The following is a 19021-nucleotide window of genomic DNA, read 5'->3' on the forward strand; positions in this document are numbered from 1 at the left end:
GGTCGGCATGGCTTGCGGTGAGGATGGCTCGGGCTCGTAGGTGCGTATCACTCTAGTACTCCCTCCTCCATCGAGCTTCCCGATCGAGTTGAGCATCCGACAGGCGCGCGCGACAGCGGCGCGGCAGCCGGTCCCGCCGATATAGAGCGCGCATCCCGGGATGCGGTCAGGACTCGCTGCGCGCGGCCCTTCGCGCTTCGATGATGCCGCGGGTTGTCCGGATTGCAGCATCGCTTGAGTCGAAGGTCCTCTGGGTGAGCGCGACAAACAGGCAGTCGACGACAAGCAGCTGGCCGATCCGACTGGAGAGCGCACCGGGGCGCGGGCCACGTTCGTGGCCGGCGGCGATGAGGGCGAAGTCCGCCTCACGGGCGAGGGTCGAATTCTCGGCGCCGGTCAGGGCGATCGTCACCGCCCCGCCCCCCGCCGCGGCCTCGAAGGTGCTGAGCGTCTCACGGGTTTCCCCGGAATGGGAGACGGCAACCGCAACACCGGAGGAACCGAGGAGCACGGCTTCGGTGAGGGCGAGGTGATTGTCGGCCGGGCTGTGACAGATGAATCCGGCCCGGGTGAGTTTCTGCTGGAGGTCGGCGGCGACAAGGCCCGAGGCTCCCATGCCGAAACTCAGGGACCGCGAGGCTCCGGCGAGCGCTGCCGCAGCAGCCTCAACCACGGCCGGATCGAGGTGAGCCGCTGTTTCCCGGATCGCCTGCTGTTCCGCATGCGCCAGTTTGGCGATGACGTCTTCGATGGGGTCGTCCCTCGACACGGTTCCGGTGACGACCTCCGGTGCCGCACGCCGTCCAGACGCTGCTGCAAGAGCGAGCCGCAGCTGCGGGTAGCCGGAAAAGCCGAGCGCCTTCGCTGCCCGCACGATGCTCGCCCCGCTCACCCCGAGGGCCTCCTCAAGGCTCGACATCGTCGACCCGGCAACCCGGTCCGGGTCCTCGAGGATCAACCGGGCGATCTTCTGGGCGGCGGGCGGCATCCCCGGCAGCTTCGCCCGAATGCGAGCCGAGATTTCATCGGGCCCCTCGCCGGGAAGAAGCTGGTGCGCACTGCTCATGAAGGTCCTCTCGGGCGACGGCGGGACTCCTACCATAGCGCCGCGGCAATCGGACGGCGGCACAGCGTTCCAATTACCCGACCGGCCCCCGCTGAAGAAAGTTTTCACCAGAGTACAGGCATATGAAAATTGCTGATGATCGGCGTGTTTGCGCGAGCGATCAGCTGTACGGCACACGACGCACCGATACCCCCGGCCCCGACTATCCGGCCGGGCGGAAGGCGGGCTTCTCCCTAACCAGCCGTTGCTGCTGCCGCAAGGCGGGCATTGACGGCCCCGGCCGAAAACGTCTGGTTGATGACCATGTGGCGGGCACCCTGAAGGCAGGCGTCTTCGCCCAGCGCGCTGGTGGCGATCGTCAATTCCCGGGTGGCCAAGGGGACTGTCCGCTTGTACACGGACTCCTTGACCGCCGCCACGAAGGTCGGGCAGGCTGCCGGGATGGCCCCGCCGAGGACCATCACCGCAGGATTGAGCAGCGCAACGGAGGTGGCAAGCACCTCGCCGAGAAGGTGTCCTGCGGTTTCGGCGAACGCCAAGGCAGCGCTGTCGCGCGCGGCGAGAAGGCGCAGCACATCCTGCGTGGTGCGGGTGTCGCGGCCTTCGGCGCGGAGCTTGCGGGCAAGCGCGCCGCCACTGGCTTCGGTGGCAAGGCACCCCGTTGCACCACAGGTGCACAGCTGCCCCTCCTGCCCGTCGGGAAGAACGCGGACATGCCCGATATCGCCGGCGCCGCCTGAGATTCCGCGCTCGGGCTGGCCGTTGAGGATGATCCCGGCCCCGATGCCGGTGCCCACCTTGACGAAGAGCATGCTCGCCGTTCCGGGGTAATGGCCACGGGCTTCGCCCAACGCCATCAGGTTCGCGTCGTTGTCGACCCAGACCGGAACCCCTAGGATGCGGCCGAGCCGTGAGGCAAGGGGAAAGTCGTGCCACCCGGGCATCAGCGGCGGCATGTTGGGGCGCTGGCTCTCGAACCGGACCGGTCCGGGGATGCCCACCCCGATGCCCGCGATGTCCTGGAGGGCGTTGCCCGCACGGTCGACAAGCTCGCCGATCCGCCGGGCGATGTAGCGGGTTGCCTCCTCGGGATCGGTGTTCATCGGGAGGTCGCTGCGGGCATGGATCCGGATCTGGCCGCCGCCGTCGATCAGCGCGATGTGGATGCCGGAGATGCCAAGGTCAACGGCCACAACAAGCTGCCGGTCCTCGTCGAAGGAGAGGATCTTCGCAGGCCTCCCCGTTGTCCCGGATACCTGCCCGGTCTCGCGCAGGTATCCGGCAGCAAGGAGCTGGCTCATACGCAGCGAGAGCGTGGAACGGGAAAGGCCGGTGAGGTCCTGCAGCTCTCGTCGGGTGCGGACCTGGCCGGAGCGCACGAGTTCGAGGATGGCACCTGCGGATGCCGGGGCCGGTTGGGCCAAAGGGATCATCCTTTCTCGGCGCCGGCCGTAAGTCCGCCGGTCAGCAGCCGCTCAGTGGAGAAGAACAAGATCAGGATCGGCAGGGTGAGGACGACGGACCCTGCCATCAACACAGTAGTTGGAATCTCGGCGCTGCCCGAAAGCTGCGAAAGACCCAACGACACCGTCCAGCTTTCGCGCCGTTCCACAAGGAACAGCAGGGCGAAGAGGAATTCGTTCCAGGCGATCATGAAGATGAACAGACCGGTGGCCATGATTGAGGGCATGACGAGGGGAAGGCTGATGCGCCGGAGCACTCCGAGGCGGGTCAGTCCATCGACGAGGCCTGCTTCCTCGACGGCCACGGGAACCGTCTCGAGGTAGTTGCGCAGCATGTAGATCGCCACGGGCACCGTCTGGGCGATGTAGACGAGCACCAACCCCACCAGGGAACCGCGCAGGCCGAGCCGGGTGAACAGGACGAACAGGGGGATGGCCAGGACGATCGCCGGGAAGAGGTAAGCGGCGAGGAACAGGGCATTGACCTGCCGCCGGCCGAAGAACGGCAGCCGCGCGATCGCGTAGGCACCGGGAATCGCGACAACGAGCGAGAGGATGACTGCGCTGATCGAGACGAACGCGCTGTTGGCGAGGAAGGTGCCGAAGCCCTGGCCGCCCGCCTCCGTCGAGGCAAGGACCTGCTGATAGGCCGCAACAGTGAATTCGGCCGGGGCGACGAAGAGGGAGCTCGGGTTGCGCAGGAGCGCTTCGATGGGACGCACCGAGAGCAGGATCATGTAGTAGAAGGGAAGCACCGTCACGGCGAGAAGGCCGAAGATGACTACCCAGCGCGCGATGCGCAGGCCGCTGCGCTCGATCCGGTCCCGGTTCAATGGAGGACGGCGCCGGCGGGCGGGAGCGGGGGAGGTCGTGGCGTTCGTTTGCGCGCCGGGCGCGGTGAGTGCACTCACAGTCGTTCTCCTCTTTTGCGCATCATGAGTATGTAGACGGTGAGCAACGCCACCAGGACAAGGGCCAGCACGAGCGACTGCGCCGCCGCGGCGCCGACATTGCGCTGCACTGTCAGGAATTCGTAGACCCGCACGCTCGCCACGTCGGTTCCGGCTGCGCCTCCGGTCAGGAGGAAGATGTCGTCGAACTCGTTGAAGGTCCAGATTGTCCTCAGGACCGCGAGCAGCGCGATCACGGGGAGCAGCTGGGGCAGGATGATGTAGCGGAATCTCTGGAGCGGGCTCGCCCCGTCAACCAGTGCCGCCTCCTCCGTCTCGGACGACATTGCCTCGATCCGCGCCATCAGGAACAGGAACGCGAACGGGAAGTAGCGCCACCCCTCGAAGGCGATAGCGGTGAGCAGTGCTGTGGGGATCGGGAATTCGGCGCCAAGGAACTCCAGTGACCGCTGGGCTTCGGAGAGGAACGGTATCGGCTCGTCCCACCCGAAAACCGACTGGCCAAGCTCGTTGACGATGCCGAACTGGGGGTTGAGGGCAGTGCGCCACACGAAGGTCACTGCGACGACCGGGGCCACGTAGGGCAGGAGGAACGCGGCCCTGACGAGGGTGCGTCCGCGGAAGGGCCGGCGGACGGCCATCGCCGCGATGAGGCCGAGCCCGATGGACAACACAACCGAACCGGCCGTGTAGATCAGCGTCGTGCCAAGGCTCTCCCAGAAGGCGCTTGAGGTGAGCACCCTCTCGAAGTTCGCGAAGGTCAGGGGCTGGAACGGGCTGGCCGTCCCGATGTCGAGCAGCCTCAGCTTTTGGAAGGCAATCACCGTCGACCAGATCAACGGGAGGATGACGACGGCGAGGACGATGATGAGGGTCGGCGACATCAGCACCAGGCCGGTGCGGGCGTCGCGTTGTGACAGGGTCCGTCTGCGGAGAGTCGTGGCGGGCATAAGCGCTCCTTGAAGCGTGCGGGGGCCTGAAGCTCCTGCACTTGTGGGTGTGGGGGCTACTCGCCCAGGTCGGCCTTGAGGTCTTCGGCTTCTTCCTGGGCCTGGGCGGCGGCGTCTTCGGCGCTGGTGCCCGAACCGATCATTGCCGAGAGGACCTGCGGGACGATGAACTGGCCTCCTACGGCTGAGGCGAGGGCGCCCTGGTTCTGGGGGATGCCCCAGCGCTTGAACTGGTTGGTGCTTTCGGTGAGGTCCTTCAGGGTTTCGGCGGGGTAGACGGAGGAGAGCAGCGCGCGGGTGTCCACCCCGGCTTCGAGGGACTTCCAGGCGTCGGTGTACTCGGTGGGGGACTCGGCGGTGCCCATGCGGACCGGCAGCTTGCCCTCGGGTGCGACGCCGAGCCATTCCTCATACCCGTCGCTCATCATGAAGGCAACGAGGTCCTTGGCGGCCGGGGAGGCGTCGTTGAGGATGTTCCACGAGACGACCTCGCCGTAGCCGGCTCCCTCCGCACCGTCGGGGCCCTGGATGGTGCTGACGATTCCCGTGTTCTCCGCAAGGAAGGTGGGGTTGTCCTCGCACTCGGGGCAGGTGGGGAGGGCGTCATTGCGCAGTCCTGCCAGCTCATCGAGCATGAAGGACGACCAGACGGTCATCGCTGCCTCGCCGGCGAAGTAGCTGGCGCGCGTCGTATCGGCGTCCTGGTTGCCGGGAACCGAATAGTCGCGGATGAGGTCGGAATAGAAGCTGAATGCCTCATTGCACTGGCTGCTGTTCAGGCTGACGTTGGAGTCCGTGTCGACGAGCTCGCAGCCGTTCGCCAGGGCGAACTGCTCGAACGTCTGCTGGGTGAAGGAGTCAGCAGGCGCCGTTGCGGCAACGATGCCGGCCATCTCGTCGGAGTTCAGGGCCTTCGCGGCGGCTTCGATGGCTTCATAGGTGTTGGGCACCTCAAGGCCTGCCTTTTCGAAAAGGTCCTCCCGATAGAACAGCAGCTGGGCGAACGCGTCGCTCGGAACGGAGAGCTGTTCCCCCTCGGCGGAGGTCAGTTCGAGGGAGCGGGGAGAGAAGGTGTCGGCCCCAAGCTCCTCCACCACCTCGGCAGCAGCCGCGCTGTCGAGAAGCCCATCGGTATAGAGCTGGTTCGTTCCGTTCAGCGAAAGGGCGCCGATGACGTCGGGGAGCTCTCCGGCGGCTGCCGACGAGGAGAGCACCGAGGTCAGCTGATCCTCGGCGATGGCCACGAGTTCAACCTCGGTGCCTGAGCTTTCGGCGAACTTGTCGAGAATGGCCTGCTGGGCTGCTACCCGGCCGGCGACGTCTTCCGTCGTCCACACCGTCAGGACGTTGTCATCCGACGAGGCGTTGTTCGAGGGTGCACACCCGGAGACCGCCAGAAGGGAGGCGAGCAGCAGGGATCCGGCCGCCATTCGTCGATTTAGCATGATTCTCTCTTTTCGGTCAGGATCGCGCTCATCACGCCGCTGAAAAACGTGCTCAACCGGGTCGCCATTGACTAATCCACTGACCGTGGAGCACAGGCTTCATCTAACACCGAGTTTTGGCCGATAGCAAGACGAAACCAAGGAAACTTCCCACTCTTGGCCGAAGACCACGCTTGTAGTTATGTATGAAAATCGCCAAAACAGTGTTGCAATGCGCATCCGTACTGCGTAGGGTCGTGTGCAGACTTTCAAGTCACCGCACTGTGCGGCAAGCCGTCTCTACCATCGGGAATCGAATGACAAACCTGATCTGCGTCCAAGAACAACACCTGCCCGGCACCGCAATGCTGGAGAAATGGGACATCGCGCAGTCCTGGGGGTACGACGGCATTGAACTGCGCGGCAAGGGCAATGGAGAATTTTTGGCCCGCCTGCCCGAACTGAAGGCGGCTGCGAAGGCCGGGGTGGTCATGCCCACCGTGTGCGTTGACATGCTCCACTTCATTGGCGACTTCGATGCGGATCGCCGCACGGACGCGAGAACCCAGATGCGCGACCAGCTCCAGGTCATCGCCGAGCTCGGCGGACGCGGGGCGATGACCCCGGCCTCGTACGGGCTGTTCTCGCGTCGGCTGCCGCCGTTCGAGCCTCCCCGCAGCGAAGCCGAAGACAAGGCGATCCTCGAGGACGCCTTGGGCGAGCTGGGTGCGTACGCCCATGAACTGGGAGTGTCGCTATTCCTTGAGCCGCTCAACCGGTACGAGGACTACCTGGTCAACCGCCTTGACCAGGCCGCCGCGCTCATCGAGGCAATCGGCGGCGAAGGCGTGAGCATCGGCGCCGACACGTATCACATGAACATCGAGGAAGCGGATCCGGCTGCGGCCCTGCTCCGCGCGGCGCCTTACATCGGCCACGTCCAGCTCAGCGATTCGAACCGCCTCGAGCCCGGGGCCGGCCACGTCGACTGGGCCCTGATCGGGGCAACCCTTCAGGCCATCGGGTACGACGGCCCCCTGGCCCTCGAAAGCCGGCTCTCGGACAAGGCAGAAATCGCGCTCCCAGCCGTTCCCCCCTTCATCCGGCGGTACCTGTGAGCGGGAACCTTGCCGCAGCGGCAACCACAGTCCTTGCGGGGAATTGGCGCGCCGGCTACACCGTCCCGGCGCACGGGCTCTACCCGCACCAGTGGAGCTGGGACTCGGCGTTCATCGCGATCGGGCTGCGCCACGTCTCGCCCCGAAGGGCCCAGCAGGAGCTCGACTCCCTGTTCGGCGCCCAGTGGGAGGACGGACGCCTGCCCCAGATCGTCTACAACCCGCACAAGGACGACCAGTATTCACCCGGCGCGTCCTTCTGGCGCTCCAATGAAATTCCGGGATCCCCGGCGGTTCCCACCACCGGCCTGATCCAGCCGCCCAACCACGCGTGGGCGGCACTGCTGGTCCACCGCGCCGACCCCGGCGAATCACGGCGGCGCACGTTCCTCGAACGCAGCTACCCCCGCCTGGTGCGCTGGCACGATTACCTCGCCGCCCGCCGATCCTCGTCGTCGGGACTGTTCTACGTCGCGCACCCATGGGAGAGCGGCATGGACAACTCCCCGTACTGGGACCAGCCGCTCAGCGGAATTCCCGCCGCGCCGCTCGAGACCGTCCCGCGGCCGGATCTGCTCCACGCCGATGAAACCGAACGGCCCAGCAACGCCGAATACGGCAAGTACCTCTATCTCGCAGCGCGCTACCGCGACCACGACGCCGATGACTCCCCGGAGTCCTCGCCCTTCCGGGTGACCGACCCTGCCGACAACGCCCTGTGGATCCGCTCGGAACTCGCGCTCGCCGAAATCGCAGAGGAACTGGGCGCCGACTCCTCGGTGCACCTGCGCCGCGCGGCCGAGCTCACCGCGGCGTTCGAGGGCCTGTGGGATGCGTCCCTTGGCTGCTATGCCGCCCGAGATGAGGTCACCGGGGCCCTCCAGCCCTACCGCACCGTCTCCGGGCTGCTTCCCCTGCTGGTTCCCGGCATCGGGCACCGGCAGGAACTTCTCGAGACCCTCTCCTCCCCGCACTTCGGGCTTGGCGCCTCGGTGATGGTTCCCAGCCACGACCTCCTCGCCCCCACGTTCGACACGTCGCGGTACTGGCGCGGCCCATCCTGGTTCAACACAGCATGGATGATCGCCACCGCCCTGCGCGAACAGGGTGAGGACGCCAAGGCGCTTGCCCTTGCCGAGGACATCCAGCGCACGGCCCTGGCGAGCGGTTTCAGCGAATACGTCGACCCCTTCACCGGGGAAGGACACGGAACCCGGCGGTTCAGCTGGACGGCAGCGCTCGCCCTCGACCTGCACGCCACCAACGCCCTGGAGCCGCGGACATGACCGAGCAGCGGCTTTCCCTGACAATCTGGAACGAGTTCCTCCACGAACGCGAGGATGAGCCCGTCCGGGAGATCTACCCCTCCGGGATCCACGGCGCGCTGAAGGACGGCCTCGGCGCCATCCTGCCCGGGGCCTCGATCCGGACCGCCACGCTCAACGAACCGGACCACGGGCTCAGCGAGGAGGTGCTTGCCGGCACCGACGTCCTGTTCTGGTGGGGACACAAGGCCCACGACGACGTCAGCGACGCCGTCGTCCAGCGGGTGAAGGAGCATGTCCTTGCCGGAATGGGGCTGATCGTCCTTCACTCGGGGCACTTCTCGAAGATCTTCAAGGACCTCATGGGAACGACCTGCTCCCTGCAGTGGCGGAACGACGGTGACAGGGAGCTGGTGTGGACAGTGACTCCGCACCACCCCATCACCCTGGGCATCGAAAGCCCCCTCGTCCTTTCCGCCCACGAGACCTACGGGGAAGTCTTCGACGTCCCCGCGCCGGAGGAGCTTGTCTTCATCAGCGCCTTCGAAGGCGGAGAGGTCTTCCGGTCCGGAATGACCTACACCCGCGGGCGCGGAAAAATCTTCTACTTCAGCCCGGGGGATCAGAAGTACCCCGTCTACCACCAGCCGCAGATCCTGCAGGTCCTGGCGAACGCCGCCCGGTGGGCACGGCCGTCAGGCCCGCGGAACCCGCCCGCAGTTGTCCATTCCACCAACCAGCACCACTTCAGACAGGGCTGATCCCGCCCCCACCCCGCCTGTGACCCGGATCTGCCGCACCACCTAGCCACCCGACCCCACCCCCGCGGGACGGCACCGAACCCCAACCCGAGACCGAACCCCCACCCGAGCCGCAGCCGCCGCACCAGCACCACCCCGCAACCCCAGGAGAAATCCAATGCCAAAGATGGTCAGCTTCACCTCCCCGTTCAATGCCGAGCTTGTCGAGGAGGAGGCCCGGCCGCTCGGGCCAAACGACGTCCGCATCCGGACCCTCTACTCGGGCATCTCCGCCGGCACCGAGCTGACCGCGTACCGGGGCAGCATGCCAACCCTCTACAAGACGTGGGATCCCGAACTCCGCCTGTTCGTCGACGGCGAGGCGAAGGTCGAGTACCCAGTCAACGGCTGGGGCTACGAGGAGGTCGGCGAGGTCGTCGAGCTCGGCAAGGACGTTCCGGTGACAACGCCAGGCATCTCCGTGGGAGACCGAATCTGGGGCACCTGGGGCCACCGCACCGAAACCGTGCAGGACGCCGGCTTCGCAGCTCAGCGGATCCTCGCCCCGCATGCCGACCCACGGATCGGCATGTTCTCCCATATTGGGGCCATCGGACTCAACGTCGTCCTCGACGCCGACATTCACATCGGCGAGACGGTCGCCGTTTTCGGCCTGGGCGTGCCAGGCCAGATCGCAGCCCAGTTCGCCCGCCTCAACGGTGCCCGCGTGATCGCAGTCGACGGCATTGCGAGCCGGCGCGCCCTGGCGCAGGAGCTTGGTGCCGACATCGTCCTTGACCCTGCCGACGGATCCGCCGCAGCGGCCATCCGCGACCTCACCGGAGGCCGTGGCGCCGACGTCGCCCTCGAGGTGACCGGTAACTACAGGGCGCTGCACGAGGCAATCCGCGCCGTTGCCTACAGCTCCCGGGTCTGCGCTGCGGGGTTCATGCAGGGGGAAGGCAAGGGACTGTTCCTCGGCGAGGAATTCCACCACAACCGGGTGCAGGTGATCTCCTCGCAGATCTCCGGCGTCGCACCGGCACTCCAGCACCGGTGGGACCGCTACCGGCTGAACCGCACGGCAATCGACCTCGCCAGCGCAGGCCGCCTCCACCTCACCGAACTCATCTCGCACACCCTGCCGGTCCAGAAGGCCGCCGAAGCCTTCGAAATGCTCGACAAGACACCGCAGGACGCCCTGCAGGTTGTCCTCAGCTTCGAGGACGGCAAGTGAGCGGTCCGGCCGTGAAGCCGGCCCTGCGGATCGGGATGGTCGGGCACGCGTTCATGGGCGCGGCCCACTCGCACGCCTGGCGGACCGCTCCCCATGCCTTCGACCTGCCGCTTGAGCCGGAGCTCACGGCGCTCGCGGGCCGGAACGAGCGCAGCGTGAGCGCCGCCGCGGCGAAACTGGGGTGGAAGTCAACGGAGTCGGACTGGCGCGCACTCATCGAGCGGGACGACATCGACCTGATCGACATCTGCTCCCCTGGTGCAACCCACGCCGAGATCGCGGTCGCCGCACTCAACGCGGGCAAGCACGTCCTGTGCGAGAAGCCACTGGCCAACACCGTGAAAGAGGCCGAAGAAATGAACGCCGCTGCCGAGCGGGCAGCGTTGAACGGTGTCTACGCCATGTGCGGGTTCACCTACCGCAGGACGCCGGCCCTCGCGCTTGCCAAGCGCATGGTGGACGACGGCCGCCTCGGCACGATCCGTCACATCCGCGCGCAGTACCTCCAGGACTGGCTGAGTGATGAAAACGCTCCGACAAGCTGGCGGCTGGACAAGAGCCTCTCGGGTTCCGGAGCCCTGGGCGACCTCGGCTCGCACCTCATCGACGCCGCCCAGTGGGTCACCGGCCAGCAGATCACCGGTGTCAGCGCCCTCCTGAAGACCTTCGTGACGGAGCGCCCGACCGGCGGGGAAAACACCGGCGCGGACGGCGGTCGGGCCATGGCGCCGGTGACCGTTGACGACGCCGCGCTCTTCAGTGCGCGCTTCACTGAGGGACCCGTTGGAATCTTCGAAGTGACCCGGGCCGCCCTGGGGCGGAAGAACGCGATGCGACTTGAGATCAACGGCAGTGAGGGCTCGCTCGCTTTCGACTTCGAAAACATGAACTACCTCTCCTTCTTCGACGCGAAAGACCGGTCGAACGAGCGCGGATTCCACCGCATCATGGTCACCGAACCCGGGCACCCCTACCTTGAGGGCTGGTGGCCGCCGGGACACGGTCTCGGGTACGACCACGCGTTCACGAACCAGGCCGCCGACTTTCTCCGCGCCATCGCGGATGGCCGCCAGCCCTCGCCGTCCTTCGCCGACGCACTGAACGTGCAGCAGGTCCTCGGCGCAGTCCAGGACAGTGCCGATGAAAGCAGCAGGTGGGTCGACGTGGCGGGGGCGAAGCACTAGCACTGTCCACGAGGAGCCCTGCGCGGTCGAGGTAAACGCGCAGGGCGGACGTCAAGGTGCCAGGGCCAGCTTCACTGCGATGAAATGGACTGTTGACAGCTTCCCTGTGAGCGGGGTTACAGTGGTTATGAAAAAATAGTTCCGCATTGCAGAAACATCGAATCAAGTCGATTCCGTCGATGGTCAAGGGTGTTCAGCGCTGCAGCGGAGGAACCAGGAAAGCTGACACCCGACCATGCGCTTAAACGAGTTCAACGACGCACCCGCCGACGCCGCCGCGGAGCTGCTCCGGACCTGCTGCGACGTGCCCCGCTGGGTCAATGACATCCTCGAGGCCCGGCCCTTCCCGACGACTGCGGCGCTGAGCGCGTTGGCCGCCACCGCCGCCCCCGACTGGTCCGCCGACGAAATCGACGGCGCCCTGGCGCATCATCCCCGTATCGGCGAACGTCCCTCCGGTGCCTCGGCGGAGGCCGGCCATTCACGCCGGGAACAGTCGGGCGTGGACACGTCAGGCGACACCGCGGCGCAGCTTGCCGCAGGGAACCGCGCCTACGAGGAGAAGTTCGGCAGGGTCTTTCTGATCCGGGCGGCCGGACGCTCCGCCCCGGAAATCCTCGCGAGCCTCAAGGCCCGCCTCGACCACACACCCGACGAGGAACTTCCGGTGATTGCCGGGCAACTTCGGGAAATCGCGCTCCTGCGCCTTGAAGGATCGGTCACGCCATGAGCCAGGTCACAACACACGTCCTCGACACCGGAACCGGCCGGCCGGCCGCAGGCATCTCTGCCACCCTCTCGCGCCGGAACGGCACGGGCTGGGAACCTCTAGCGCAGGGAACCACCGACGCCGACGGGCGCATCAAGGAGCTGGGACCGGCGGAGCTTGGCGGGGGGACCTACCGGATCGACTTCGCCACCGGAGCCTACTTCGCCGCGGCAGGGGTTGAGACCTTCTTCTCCGAAGTGGCGCTGACCTTCACCGTCACAAGCCCTACCGAGCACTACCACGTACCCCTCCTGCTGGGTGCGTTCGCCTATTCAACCTATCGAGGGAGCTGACAATGACGTCTCAGAGCACCACTTCACCGACCACCGGTCGAAACGCAGCGCAGGGCACAATCCCGGGCGCAGGGCCGGCGCGCATCGTGCTGGGGCAGAACCAGTACGGCAAGGCGGAGGTCCGGCTGGTGAGGATCACGAGGGACACCGCCCGCCACACGATCGAGGACCTCAATGTCACCTCGCAGCTGCACGGCGACTTCGAGTCCGCCCACACCGAGGGGGACAACTCTCATGTTGTGGCAACCGACACCCAGAAAAACACGGTCTACGCTTTCGCCAAGGACGGCATCGGCTCGCCCGAGACCTTCCTGGTGCGCCTCGCCGACCACTTCACCTCGAGCTTCGACTGGGTGAGCGGCGGACGATGGTCGGCCGAGCAGTACTTCTGGGACCGGATCTCAGACCACGACCACGCCTTCTCCCGGAACAAGTCCGAAACCCGCACAGCCGTGCTGGTTGTCGAGGGGGAGCGGAGGCATGTTGTCGCAGGGATCCAGGACCTCACCGTCCTGAAGTCCACGGGCTCGGAATTCTCCGGATTTCCGCGCGACCGCTACACCACCCTCGCCGAGACAACGGACCGCATCCTTGCCACGGATGTCACGGCCCGGTGGCGGTACAACACCCTCGACGTCGATTTCAACGCCCTGTACGCCAGCGTGCGCGGCATCCTCCTCGACGCGTTCGCCAACACCCACTCGCTCGCACTCCAGCAGACGATGTTCCAGATGGGCAAGAACGTCCTCGAGGCACATCCCGAAATCCAGGAAGTCAAGCTTTCCCTTCCCAACAAGCACCATTTCCTGGTCGACCTCTCACCGTTCGGGCTCGAGAACCCCAACGAAGTGTTTTTCGCGGCTGACCGGCCCTACGGGCTCATCGAGGCAACGGTCGAGCGCGAAGGCAGCACCGGCGAACCCGGAGTCTGGGCCCACGTCCCCGGCTTCTGCTGAACAAGGCCGGGATCAGGCTCCCGGCGCAGGCAACCATCAAGCGGACAAGGAAGTCAGCTATGAAAGCATTCAGCACCACTCGTAACGCAGCAGGTTCACGCCCCGAAGACGAAAGACTGCCCCTCGGACGGACCTTCACCTACGGGCTGCAGCACGTCCTGACCATGTACGGCGGGATCATCGCCGTACCGCTGATCGTCGGATCAGCGGCCGGCATGGACTCGACGGAGATCGCCCTCCTGATCGCCTCCTGCCTCTTCATCGGAGGCGCCGCGACGATCCTCCAAAGCTTCGGCGTACCGTTCTTCGGCTCGCAGCTTCCCCTCGTCCAGGGCGTGTCATTCGCCGGAGTCGCGACGATGATCGCCATCCTTAATGCCGGCGGCGGAATCCAGTCGGTGTTCGGCTCGGTGCTCGTTGCGTCACTGCTGGGCCTGATCGTCGCGCCGTTCTTCGCGAAAATCATCCAGTTCTTCCCGCCCGTGGTGACGGGCATCGTGATCACCACGATCGGGTTGACGCTCATGCCCGTCGCGGCGAACTGGGCCATGGGAGGCAACCCTGCGGCCGAGAACTACGGCTCGCTCTCCAACATCGGACTCGCCGCCGGCACCCTCGCCCTGGTCCTGCTGCTCAGCAAACTGGGCAGCTCGGCCATCTCCCGGTTGTCGATCCTCCTGGCCATCGTCGGCGGTACGATCATCGCCGCAATCCTTGGGCTTGCCGACTTCTCCGGTGTGGCGGAGGGCGACATCGTCGCCGTTCCCCGCCCCTTCGCCTTCGGCTGGCCGACCTTCGAAGTGGCGGCGATCATTTCAATGGTCATCGTGGTCCTCGTGACGATGACAGAGACAACCGCGGACATCCTCGCCGTCGGTGAGATCGCACGGACGAAGGTCGACTCCCGGCGCATCGCCGACGGCCTGCGGGCCGACATGCTCTCAAGCGCCGTCGCCCCTGTCTTCAACTCGTTCACCCAGACGGCCTTTGCCCAGAACGTGGGTCTCGTCGCGATCACCGGAGTCAAGAGCCGCTACGTGGTGACGGCCGGCGGTGTCATCATGCTCGTCCTCGGGCTGCTCCCCATCCTGGCGCGGATCGTCGCCGCGGTGCCCACGCCGGTGCTCGGCGGGGCCGGGGTCGTCCTCTTCGGCACCGTCGCAGCCAGCGGCATCCGCACCCTCGCCAAGGTCGAGTACAAGGACAACATGAACCTTGTGATCGTTGCAGTGTCACTGGCATTCGGCATGATTCCGGTTGTCGCACCCACCTTCTACGACGCGTTCCCCACCTGGTTCAGCGTGATCTTCCACTCCGGCATCAGCTCGGCCGCGATCATGGCCGTCCTGCTCAACCTGCTCTTCAACCACCTGAAGGTCGGCAACTCAAGCCAGCAGTCGGTGTTCGCGGCGAGCCCGCCGCGCGTCGTTCGGGCCGAGGAGCTCCAGGGATTCCGGGACGGTGACTACTACCAGGACGGCAGGCTCATCGACGCCTCAGGCACCGAGATCCCGGTTGTCGACGCCGCCCGGTACACGATGGTCAAGGAAAAGATTGACAAGGGCGAGATCCGCACGATCGACGACGTCCGCCGGGCCTGCGAGACCGACCATCCCGAGCAGCCCCGTTGATATCCGGATCGTGGAAGCCCACTTCCACGAGTTGTATAGTTTGCTCACACCGCTGAGGAGTGGAAAGCATGGACGGCACTACTGACGCTATCAACATCACGGTCAACGGCGAGGTCCGGCCCTGCGGCGGGGTCAACCCGCACGAGCGGCTGCTCGACTGGCTGCGCGCCGAAGGCCTGACCGGAGCCAAGGAAGGCTGCGCCGAGGGTGAGTGCGGTGCGTGCGCCGTGATGGTCGCCCGCCCCGACGGACCCGGACGCACCCGGTGGACCTCGGTCAACGCCTGCCTGCCGCCCGCGCTGGCGTTCGACGGGCAGGAGATCCTCACCGCCGAGGGCCTCGGCACGGCGCCGGGCCCGCGCGCGGAGGAGGACCTCCACCCCGTGCAGCGGGAGATGGCGGACCGGGGAGGCTCCCAGTGCGGCTACTGCACCCCGGGCTTCATCTGCTCAATGGCTGCCGAATACTACCGCCCCGAGCGGGACGCAACGGGGTCCGGGGAACGGGTGGAGACCGGCACCGCGGTGGTCGGGGAGGAACATGCAACCGACCACGAGAGCGGGCCCAACGGATTCGACCTCCACGCCCTCAGCGGCAACCTCTGCCGCTGCACCGGCTACCGGCCGATCCGCGACGCGGCCTACGCGCTTGGTGCCCCGGCGGAGAACGACACCCTGCTGCAGCGCCAGGAACGCCCGGCTCCGGACGCACGGAACACCCGGGCAGGCAGCAACGGTGCCCGGTTCGTGCGGCCGGCCAGCATGGAGGAGCTTTTCGAGCTGCTCGAGCAGAACCCGGGCGCCCAGGTCGTGGCCGGTGCCACCGATGCCGGAGTCGACGTCAACATCCGGCACGTCCGGCCCCCGATGGTCATCGCCATCGACCGGCTTGAGCCGCTGCGGACGCTCACAGTCGGCACCGACCGCATCGAAATTGGGGCTGCGCTCACCCTCTCGGAAGCCGAGCGCGGGCTGGCCGGGCGGGTGCCGCTGCTGAACCAGCTCTTCCCGCAGTTCGCCTCACGGCTGATCCGCAACGCCGCGAGCCTCGGCGGCAACCTCGCCACCGGGTCCCCGATCGGCGACACCGCGCCGGCGCTGCTGGCCCTCGACGCCTCGGTGGTCCTCGCCTCCTCCGGTGGGGAGCGCGACGTACCGCTCGCCGAATACTTCACCGGCTACCGCCAAAGCGTCAGGAAGCCCGGGGAGGTGCTGCGCGCGGTGCACGTCCCGCTTCCCCTCGCCGAAAGCACTGCCTTCTACAAGATCGCCAAACGGCGCTTCGACGACATCTCAAGCGTCGCCGTCGCCTTCGCGATGCGCCTCGACGGCGGCACTGTGGCCTCGATACGGATCGGCATGGGCGGGATCGCTGCAACACCGATCCGGGCACTGCGGACCGAGGAGGCGCTCATCGGCCGGCCGTGGACCGAGGAGACCGCCACTGCGGCCGCCGCGGTGATGGAAACCGAGGGAACCCCGATCGATGACCTGCGGGCCAGCGCCCGCTACCGCTCGGCAATGCTCGGACAGTCGATGCTGCGGTTCTACGCACAGACAAGCTCAGCACCCACCCTGGAGGTGACCCGGTGAAATCCCTTGCCGACCGCCCAATCAATCCCGTCGTCGGAGTGCCGGTCGCCCACGAGAGTGCGGCGTTCCACGTCACGGGTACAGCCCTGTATACCGACGACCTCCCCATCCGCAGCCAGGACGTTCTCCACGCCTGGCCGGTCCAGGCCCCGCACGCACACGCCCTCGTGAGCGCACTGCGCACCGGGGGCGCCCTGGCGGTCCCAGGCGTGGTCCGGGTCCTCACCGGTGCCGATGTGCCCGGCATCAACGACGCCGGAACCAAGCACGACGAACCGCTGTTCCCCAGCGAAGTCATGTATTACGGCCATGCCGTGTGCTGGGTGCTGGGGGAAACCCTCGAGGCAGCACGGCTCGGGGCCGAGGCCGTCGAAGTGGACTACGAACCGCTGCCCTCGATCCTCACCCTCACCGAAGCAATCGAGCAGGAGAGCTTCCAGGGCGACCAGCCGACTGTCGCCCGCGGCGACGCCAACGCGGCCCTGATGGGTACCGCCCGACGGTTCAGCGGGGAGGTCGAGTTCGGCGGGCAGGAGCACTTCTACCTCGAAACCCATGCCTCCTTCGTCTACGTCGACGAGAGCGGACAGGTTTTCGTCCACAGCAGCACCCAGCACCCCACCGAAACCCAGGAAATCGTTGCCCACGTCCTCGGGCTGCACAGCCATGAGGTGACGGTGCAGTGCCTGCGCATGGGCGGGGCTTTCGGCGGCAAGGAAATGCAGCCGCACGGATTCGCCGCCATCGCTGCACTCGGAGCCACCCTGACCGGGCGGCCGGTGCGGCTGCGGCTGAACCGCACGCAGGACATCACCATGACGGGCAAGCGGCACCCGTTCGCCGCGAGGTGGGAGGCCGGATTCGACGAGGACGGCAAGCTCCTCGCGCTAAAGGCTACGCTCACCAGCGACGGAGGGTGGAGCCTGGACCTGTCCCAGCCTGTCCTCGCCCGGGCCCTGTGCCATATCGACAATTCCTACTGGATTCCCAACGTCGAGGTCCACGGCCGCATCGCCAAGACCAACAAAACCTCGCAGACGGCCTTCCGCGGTTTCGGCGGCCCGCAGGGAATGTTCGTCATCGAGGAAGTGATGGGCCGGTGCGCGCCGCTGCTGGGGCTTGAGCCGAGCGAGCTGCGCCGGCGCAACTTCTACCTTCCCGGCCAGGCGACCCCTTACGGACAGCCGGTCCGGCACGCCGAGCGGCTGCACATGGTGTGGCAGCAGCTGCTCAAGCGCGCCGACGTTGAGCACCGCCGCGCCGGAATCGCAGCCTTCAATGCGTCGCACCGCCACGTCCGCCGCGCGCTGGGCATCACTCCCGTGAAGTTCGGTATCTCCTTCAACCTCACAGCGTTCAACCAGGCCGGGGCGCTCGTTCACGTCTACAAGGACGGCTCGGTGCTGATCAACCACGGCGGCACCGAAATGGGCCAGGGACTCCACACAAAGATGCGCCAGGTCGCTGCGACCGCGCTCGGCGTTCCCCTTGAGACCGTCCGCCTCGCGCCGACCCGCACCGACAAGGTGCCCAACACCTCGGCGACGGCGGCGAGTTCCGGTGCCGACCTCAATGGCGCCGCGATCCGGAACGCGTGCGACCAGATCCGCGACCGCCTCGCAGAGGTGGCCGCCCGGAAGCTTAACATCCACCCCGCCGACGTCCGGTTCGACAACGGGACCGTGACGGGAATCGGCTTCACCGACCGGGACATCGCCTTCGCCGACCTCGTGAACGACGCGTACTTCCAGCGCGTATCGCTCTGGGCGGCCGGGTACTACCGGACCGAAGGCCTTCACTGGGACGGCGCCCGCATGCAGGGCGAGCCGTTCAAGTATTTCACCTACGCGGCCGCGGTCTCCGAGGTGGAGGTCGACGGATTCACCGGGGCCTACCGCCTGCTGCGGGCCGACATCGTCCACGACGTCGGTGACAGCCTTTCGCCGCTCATCGACATCGGCCAGATCGAGGGCGGCTTCGTGCAGGGCGCAGGGTGGCTGACGCTCGAAGAGCTGCGCTGGGACGTCTCCGACGGGCAGCGGCGCGGGCGGCTCGACACACAGTCGGCGAGCACCTACAAGCTGCCAAGCTTCTCCGAAATGCCCGAGGAGTTCAACGTCCACCTCTTCGAACGTGCAACCGAGAGCGGGGTCATCTACGGATCCAAGGCGGTGGGGGAGCCGCCCTTCATGCTCTCCCTGAGCGTGAGGGAGGCCCTGCGCGAAGCAGCCGGCGCTTTCGGACCAGGTGGCCGGACGGTCGAGCTGGCCAGCCCGGCGACCCCCGAGGCGGTCTACTGGGCGGTGGAGCAGGCACGGAACGCCACCGCTGAGGCCGACGGGGTCCGGGTTGAAGCTTCGGTTCCCGCATCGGCGCAGTAATTTTTCCAGGACGATATTTCCCGGGAGATGCAGGCCGGGCG

The 19021-nt window shown here is 66.7% G+C and carries 16 protein-coding genes; 11 read left to right on the forward strand and 5 right to left on the reverse strand.

Features of this window, described 5'->3' with window-relative positions:
• Window positions 1-166: 166 nt before the first annotated feature.
• From AC4D14_RS09730 to AC4D14_RS09750, 5 genes are all read right to left on the reverse strand, one after another.
• Window positions 167-1066 carry a MurR/RpiR family transcriptional regulator gene (locus tag AC4D14_RS09730; protein WP_490901831.1) on the reverse strand — a complete coding sequence of 300 codons (900 nt, stop codon included), beginning with the start codon at window positions 1064-1066 and terminating at the stop codon, window positions 167-169.
• A gap of 233 nt (window positions 1067-1299) precedes the next feature.
• Window positions 1300-2490, reverse strand: a complete 1191-nt coding sequence (locus AC4D14_RS09735) for an ROK family protein (RefSeq protein ID WP_490901833.1) — start codon at window positions 2488-2490, stop codon at window positions 1300-1302.
• 5 nt (window positions 2491-2495) lie between these two features.
• The gene (locus AC4D14_RS09740; RefSeq protein ID WP_490901835.1) at window positions 2496-3440 is read right to left on the reverse strand and encodes a carbohydrate ABC transporter permease; all 945 of its coding nucleotides are present in this window, start codon (window positions 3438-3440) and stop codon (window positions 2496-2498) included.
• On the reverse strand, window positions 3437-4390 hold the full coding sequence (locus tag AC4D14_RS09745; RefSeq protein WP_490901837.1) for a carbohydrate ABC transporter permease: 954 nt from the start codon (window positions 4388-4390) through the stop codon (window positions 3437-3439). The genes AC4D14_RS09740 and AC4D14_RS09745 overlap by 4 nt, the downstream gene beginning before the upstream one ends.
• A 56-nt stretch (window positions 4391-4446) precedes the next feature.
• Entirely contained in the window at window positions 4447-5835 is a 1389-nt protein-coding gene (locus AC4D14_RS09750) for an ABC transporter substrate-binding protein (RefSeq protein WP_490901839.1), read from the reverse strand.
• Window positions 5836-6131: 296 nt separating this feature from the next.
• On the opposite strand from AC4D14_RS09750, the gene AC4D14_RS09755 reads away from it, so the two are divergent.
• From AC4D14_RS09755 to xdhB, 11 genes are all read left to right on the forward strand, one after another.
• Window positions 6132-6932, forward strand: coding sequence for a sugar phosphate isomerase/epimerase family protein (locus AC4D14_RS09755; protein ID WP_490901840.1), 801 nt, complete (start codon window positions 6132-6134; stop codon window positions 6930-6932).
• Window positions 6929-8218: an MGH1-like glycoside hydrolase domain-containing protein gene (locus AC4D14_RS09760; protein WP_490901841.1), complete on the forward strand. Its 1290-nt coding sequence runs from the start codon at window positions 6929-6931 to the stop codon at window positions 8216-8218. The genes AC4D14_RS09755 and AC4D14_RS09760 overlap by 4 nt, the downstream gene beginning before the upstream one ends.
• Window positions 8215-8958 (forward strand): ThuA domain-containing protein, encoded by a 744-nt coding sequence (locus AC4D14_RS09765; RefSeq protein ID WP_490901843.1) that lies wholly within the window; start codon window positions 8215-8217, stop codon window positions 8956-8958. The genes AC4D14_RS09760 and AC4D14_RS09765 overlap by 4 nt, the downstream gene beginning before the upstream one ends.
• Window positions 8959-9115: 157 nt before the next feature.
• Entirely contained in the window at window positions 9116-10174 is a 1059-nt protein-coding gene (locus AC4D14_RS09770; protein WP_490901845.1) for a zinc-binding dehydrogenase, read from the forward strand.
• 35 nt (window positions 10175-10209) lie between these two features.
• Entirely contained in the window at window positions 10210-11358 is a 1149-nt protein-coding gene (locus AC4D14_RS09775) for a Gfo/Idh/MocA family protein (RefSeq protein ID WP_490902383.1), read from the forward strand.
• A gap of 235 nt (window positions 11359-11593) precedes the next feature.
• A complete protein-coding gene (uraD, locus tag AC4D14_RS09780; protein WP_490901847.1) occupies window positions 11594-12088 on the forward strand; it encodes a 2-oxo-4-hydroxy-4-carboxy-5-ureidoimidazoline decarboxylase in 495 nt (164 codons plus the stop codon).
• Window positions 12085-12420 carry a hydroxyisourate hydrolase gene (uraH, locus tag AC4D14_RS09785; protein WP_490901848.1) on the forward strand — a complete coding sequence of 112 codons (336 nt, stop codon included), beginning with the start codon at window positions 12085-12087 and terminating at the stop codon, window positions 12418-12420. Before uraD ends, uraH begins: the two co-directional genes overlap by 4 nt.
• A 2-nt stretch (window positions 12421-12422) precedes the next feature.
• The gene (gene pucL / locus AC4D14_RS09790) at window positions 12423-13376 is read left to right on the forward strand and encodes a factor-independent urate hydroxylase (protein ID WP_490901849.1); all 954 of its coding nucleotides are present in this window, start codon (window positions 12423-12425) and stop codon (window positions 13374-13376) included.
• 59 nt (window positions 13377-13435) lie between these two features.
• On the forward strand, window positions 13436-15007 hold the full coding sequence (locus tag AC4D14_RS09795; protein ID WP_490901850.1) for a nucleobase:cation symporter-2 family protein: 1572 nt from the start codon (window positions 13436-13438) through the stop codon (window positions 15005-15007).
• 68 nt (window positions 15008-15075) lie between these two features.
• Entirely contained in the window at window positions 15076-16599 is a 1524-nt protein-coding gene (locus tag AC4D14_RS09800) for a xanthine dehydrogenase small subunit (protein ID WP_490901851.1), read from the forward strand.
• Window positions 16596-18980, forward strand: a complete 2385-nt coding sequence (gene xdhB, locus AC4D14_RS09805) for a xanthine dehydrogenase molybdopterin binding subunit (RefSeq protein ID WP_490901852.1) — start codon at window positions 16596-16598, stop codon at window positions 18978-18980. Before AC4D14_RS09800 ends, xdhB begins: the two co-directional genes overlap by 4 nt.
• Window positions 18981-19021 lie beyond the last annotated feature (41 nt).

This window comes from Arthrobacter sp. TJ-254, assembly GCF_058269175.1.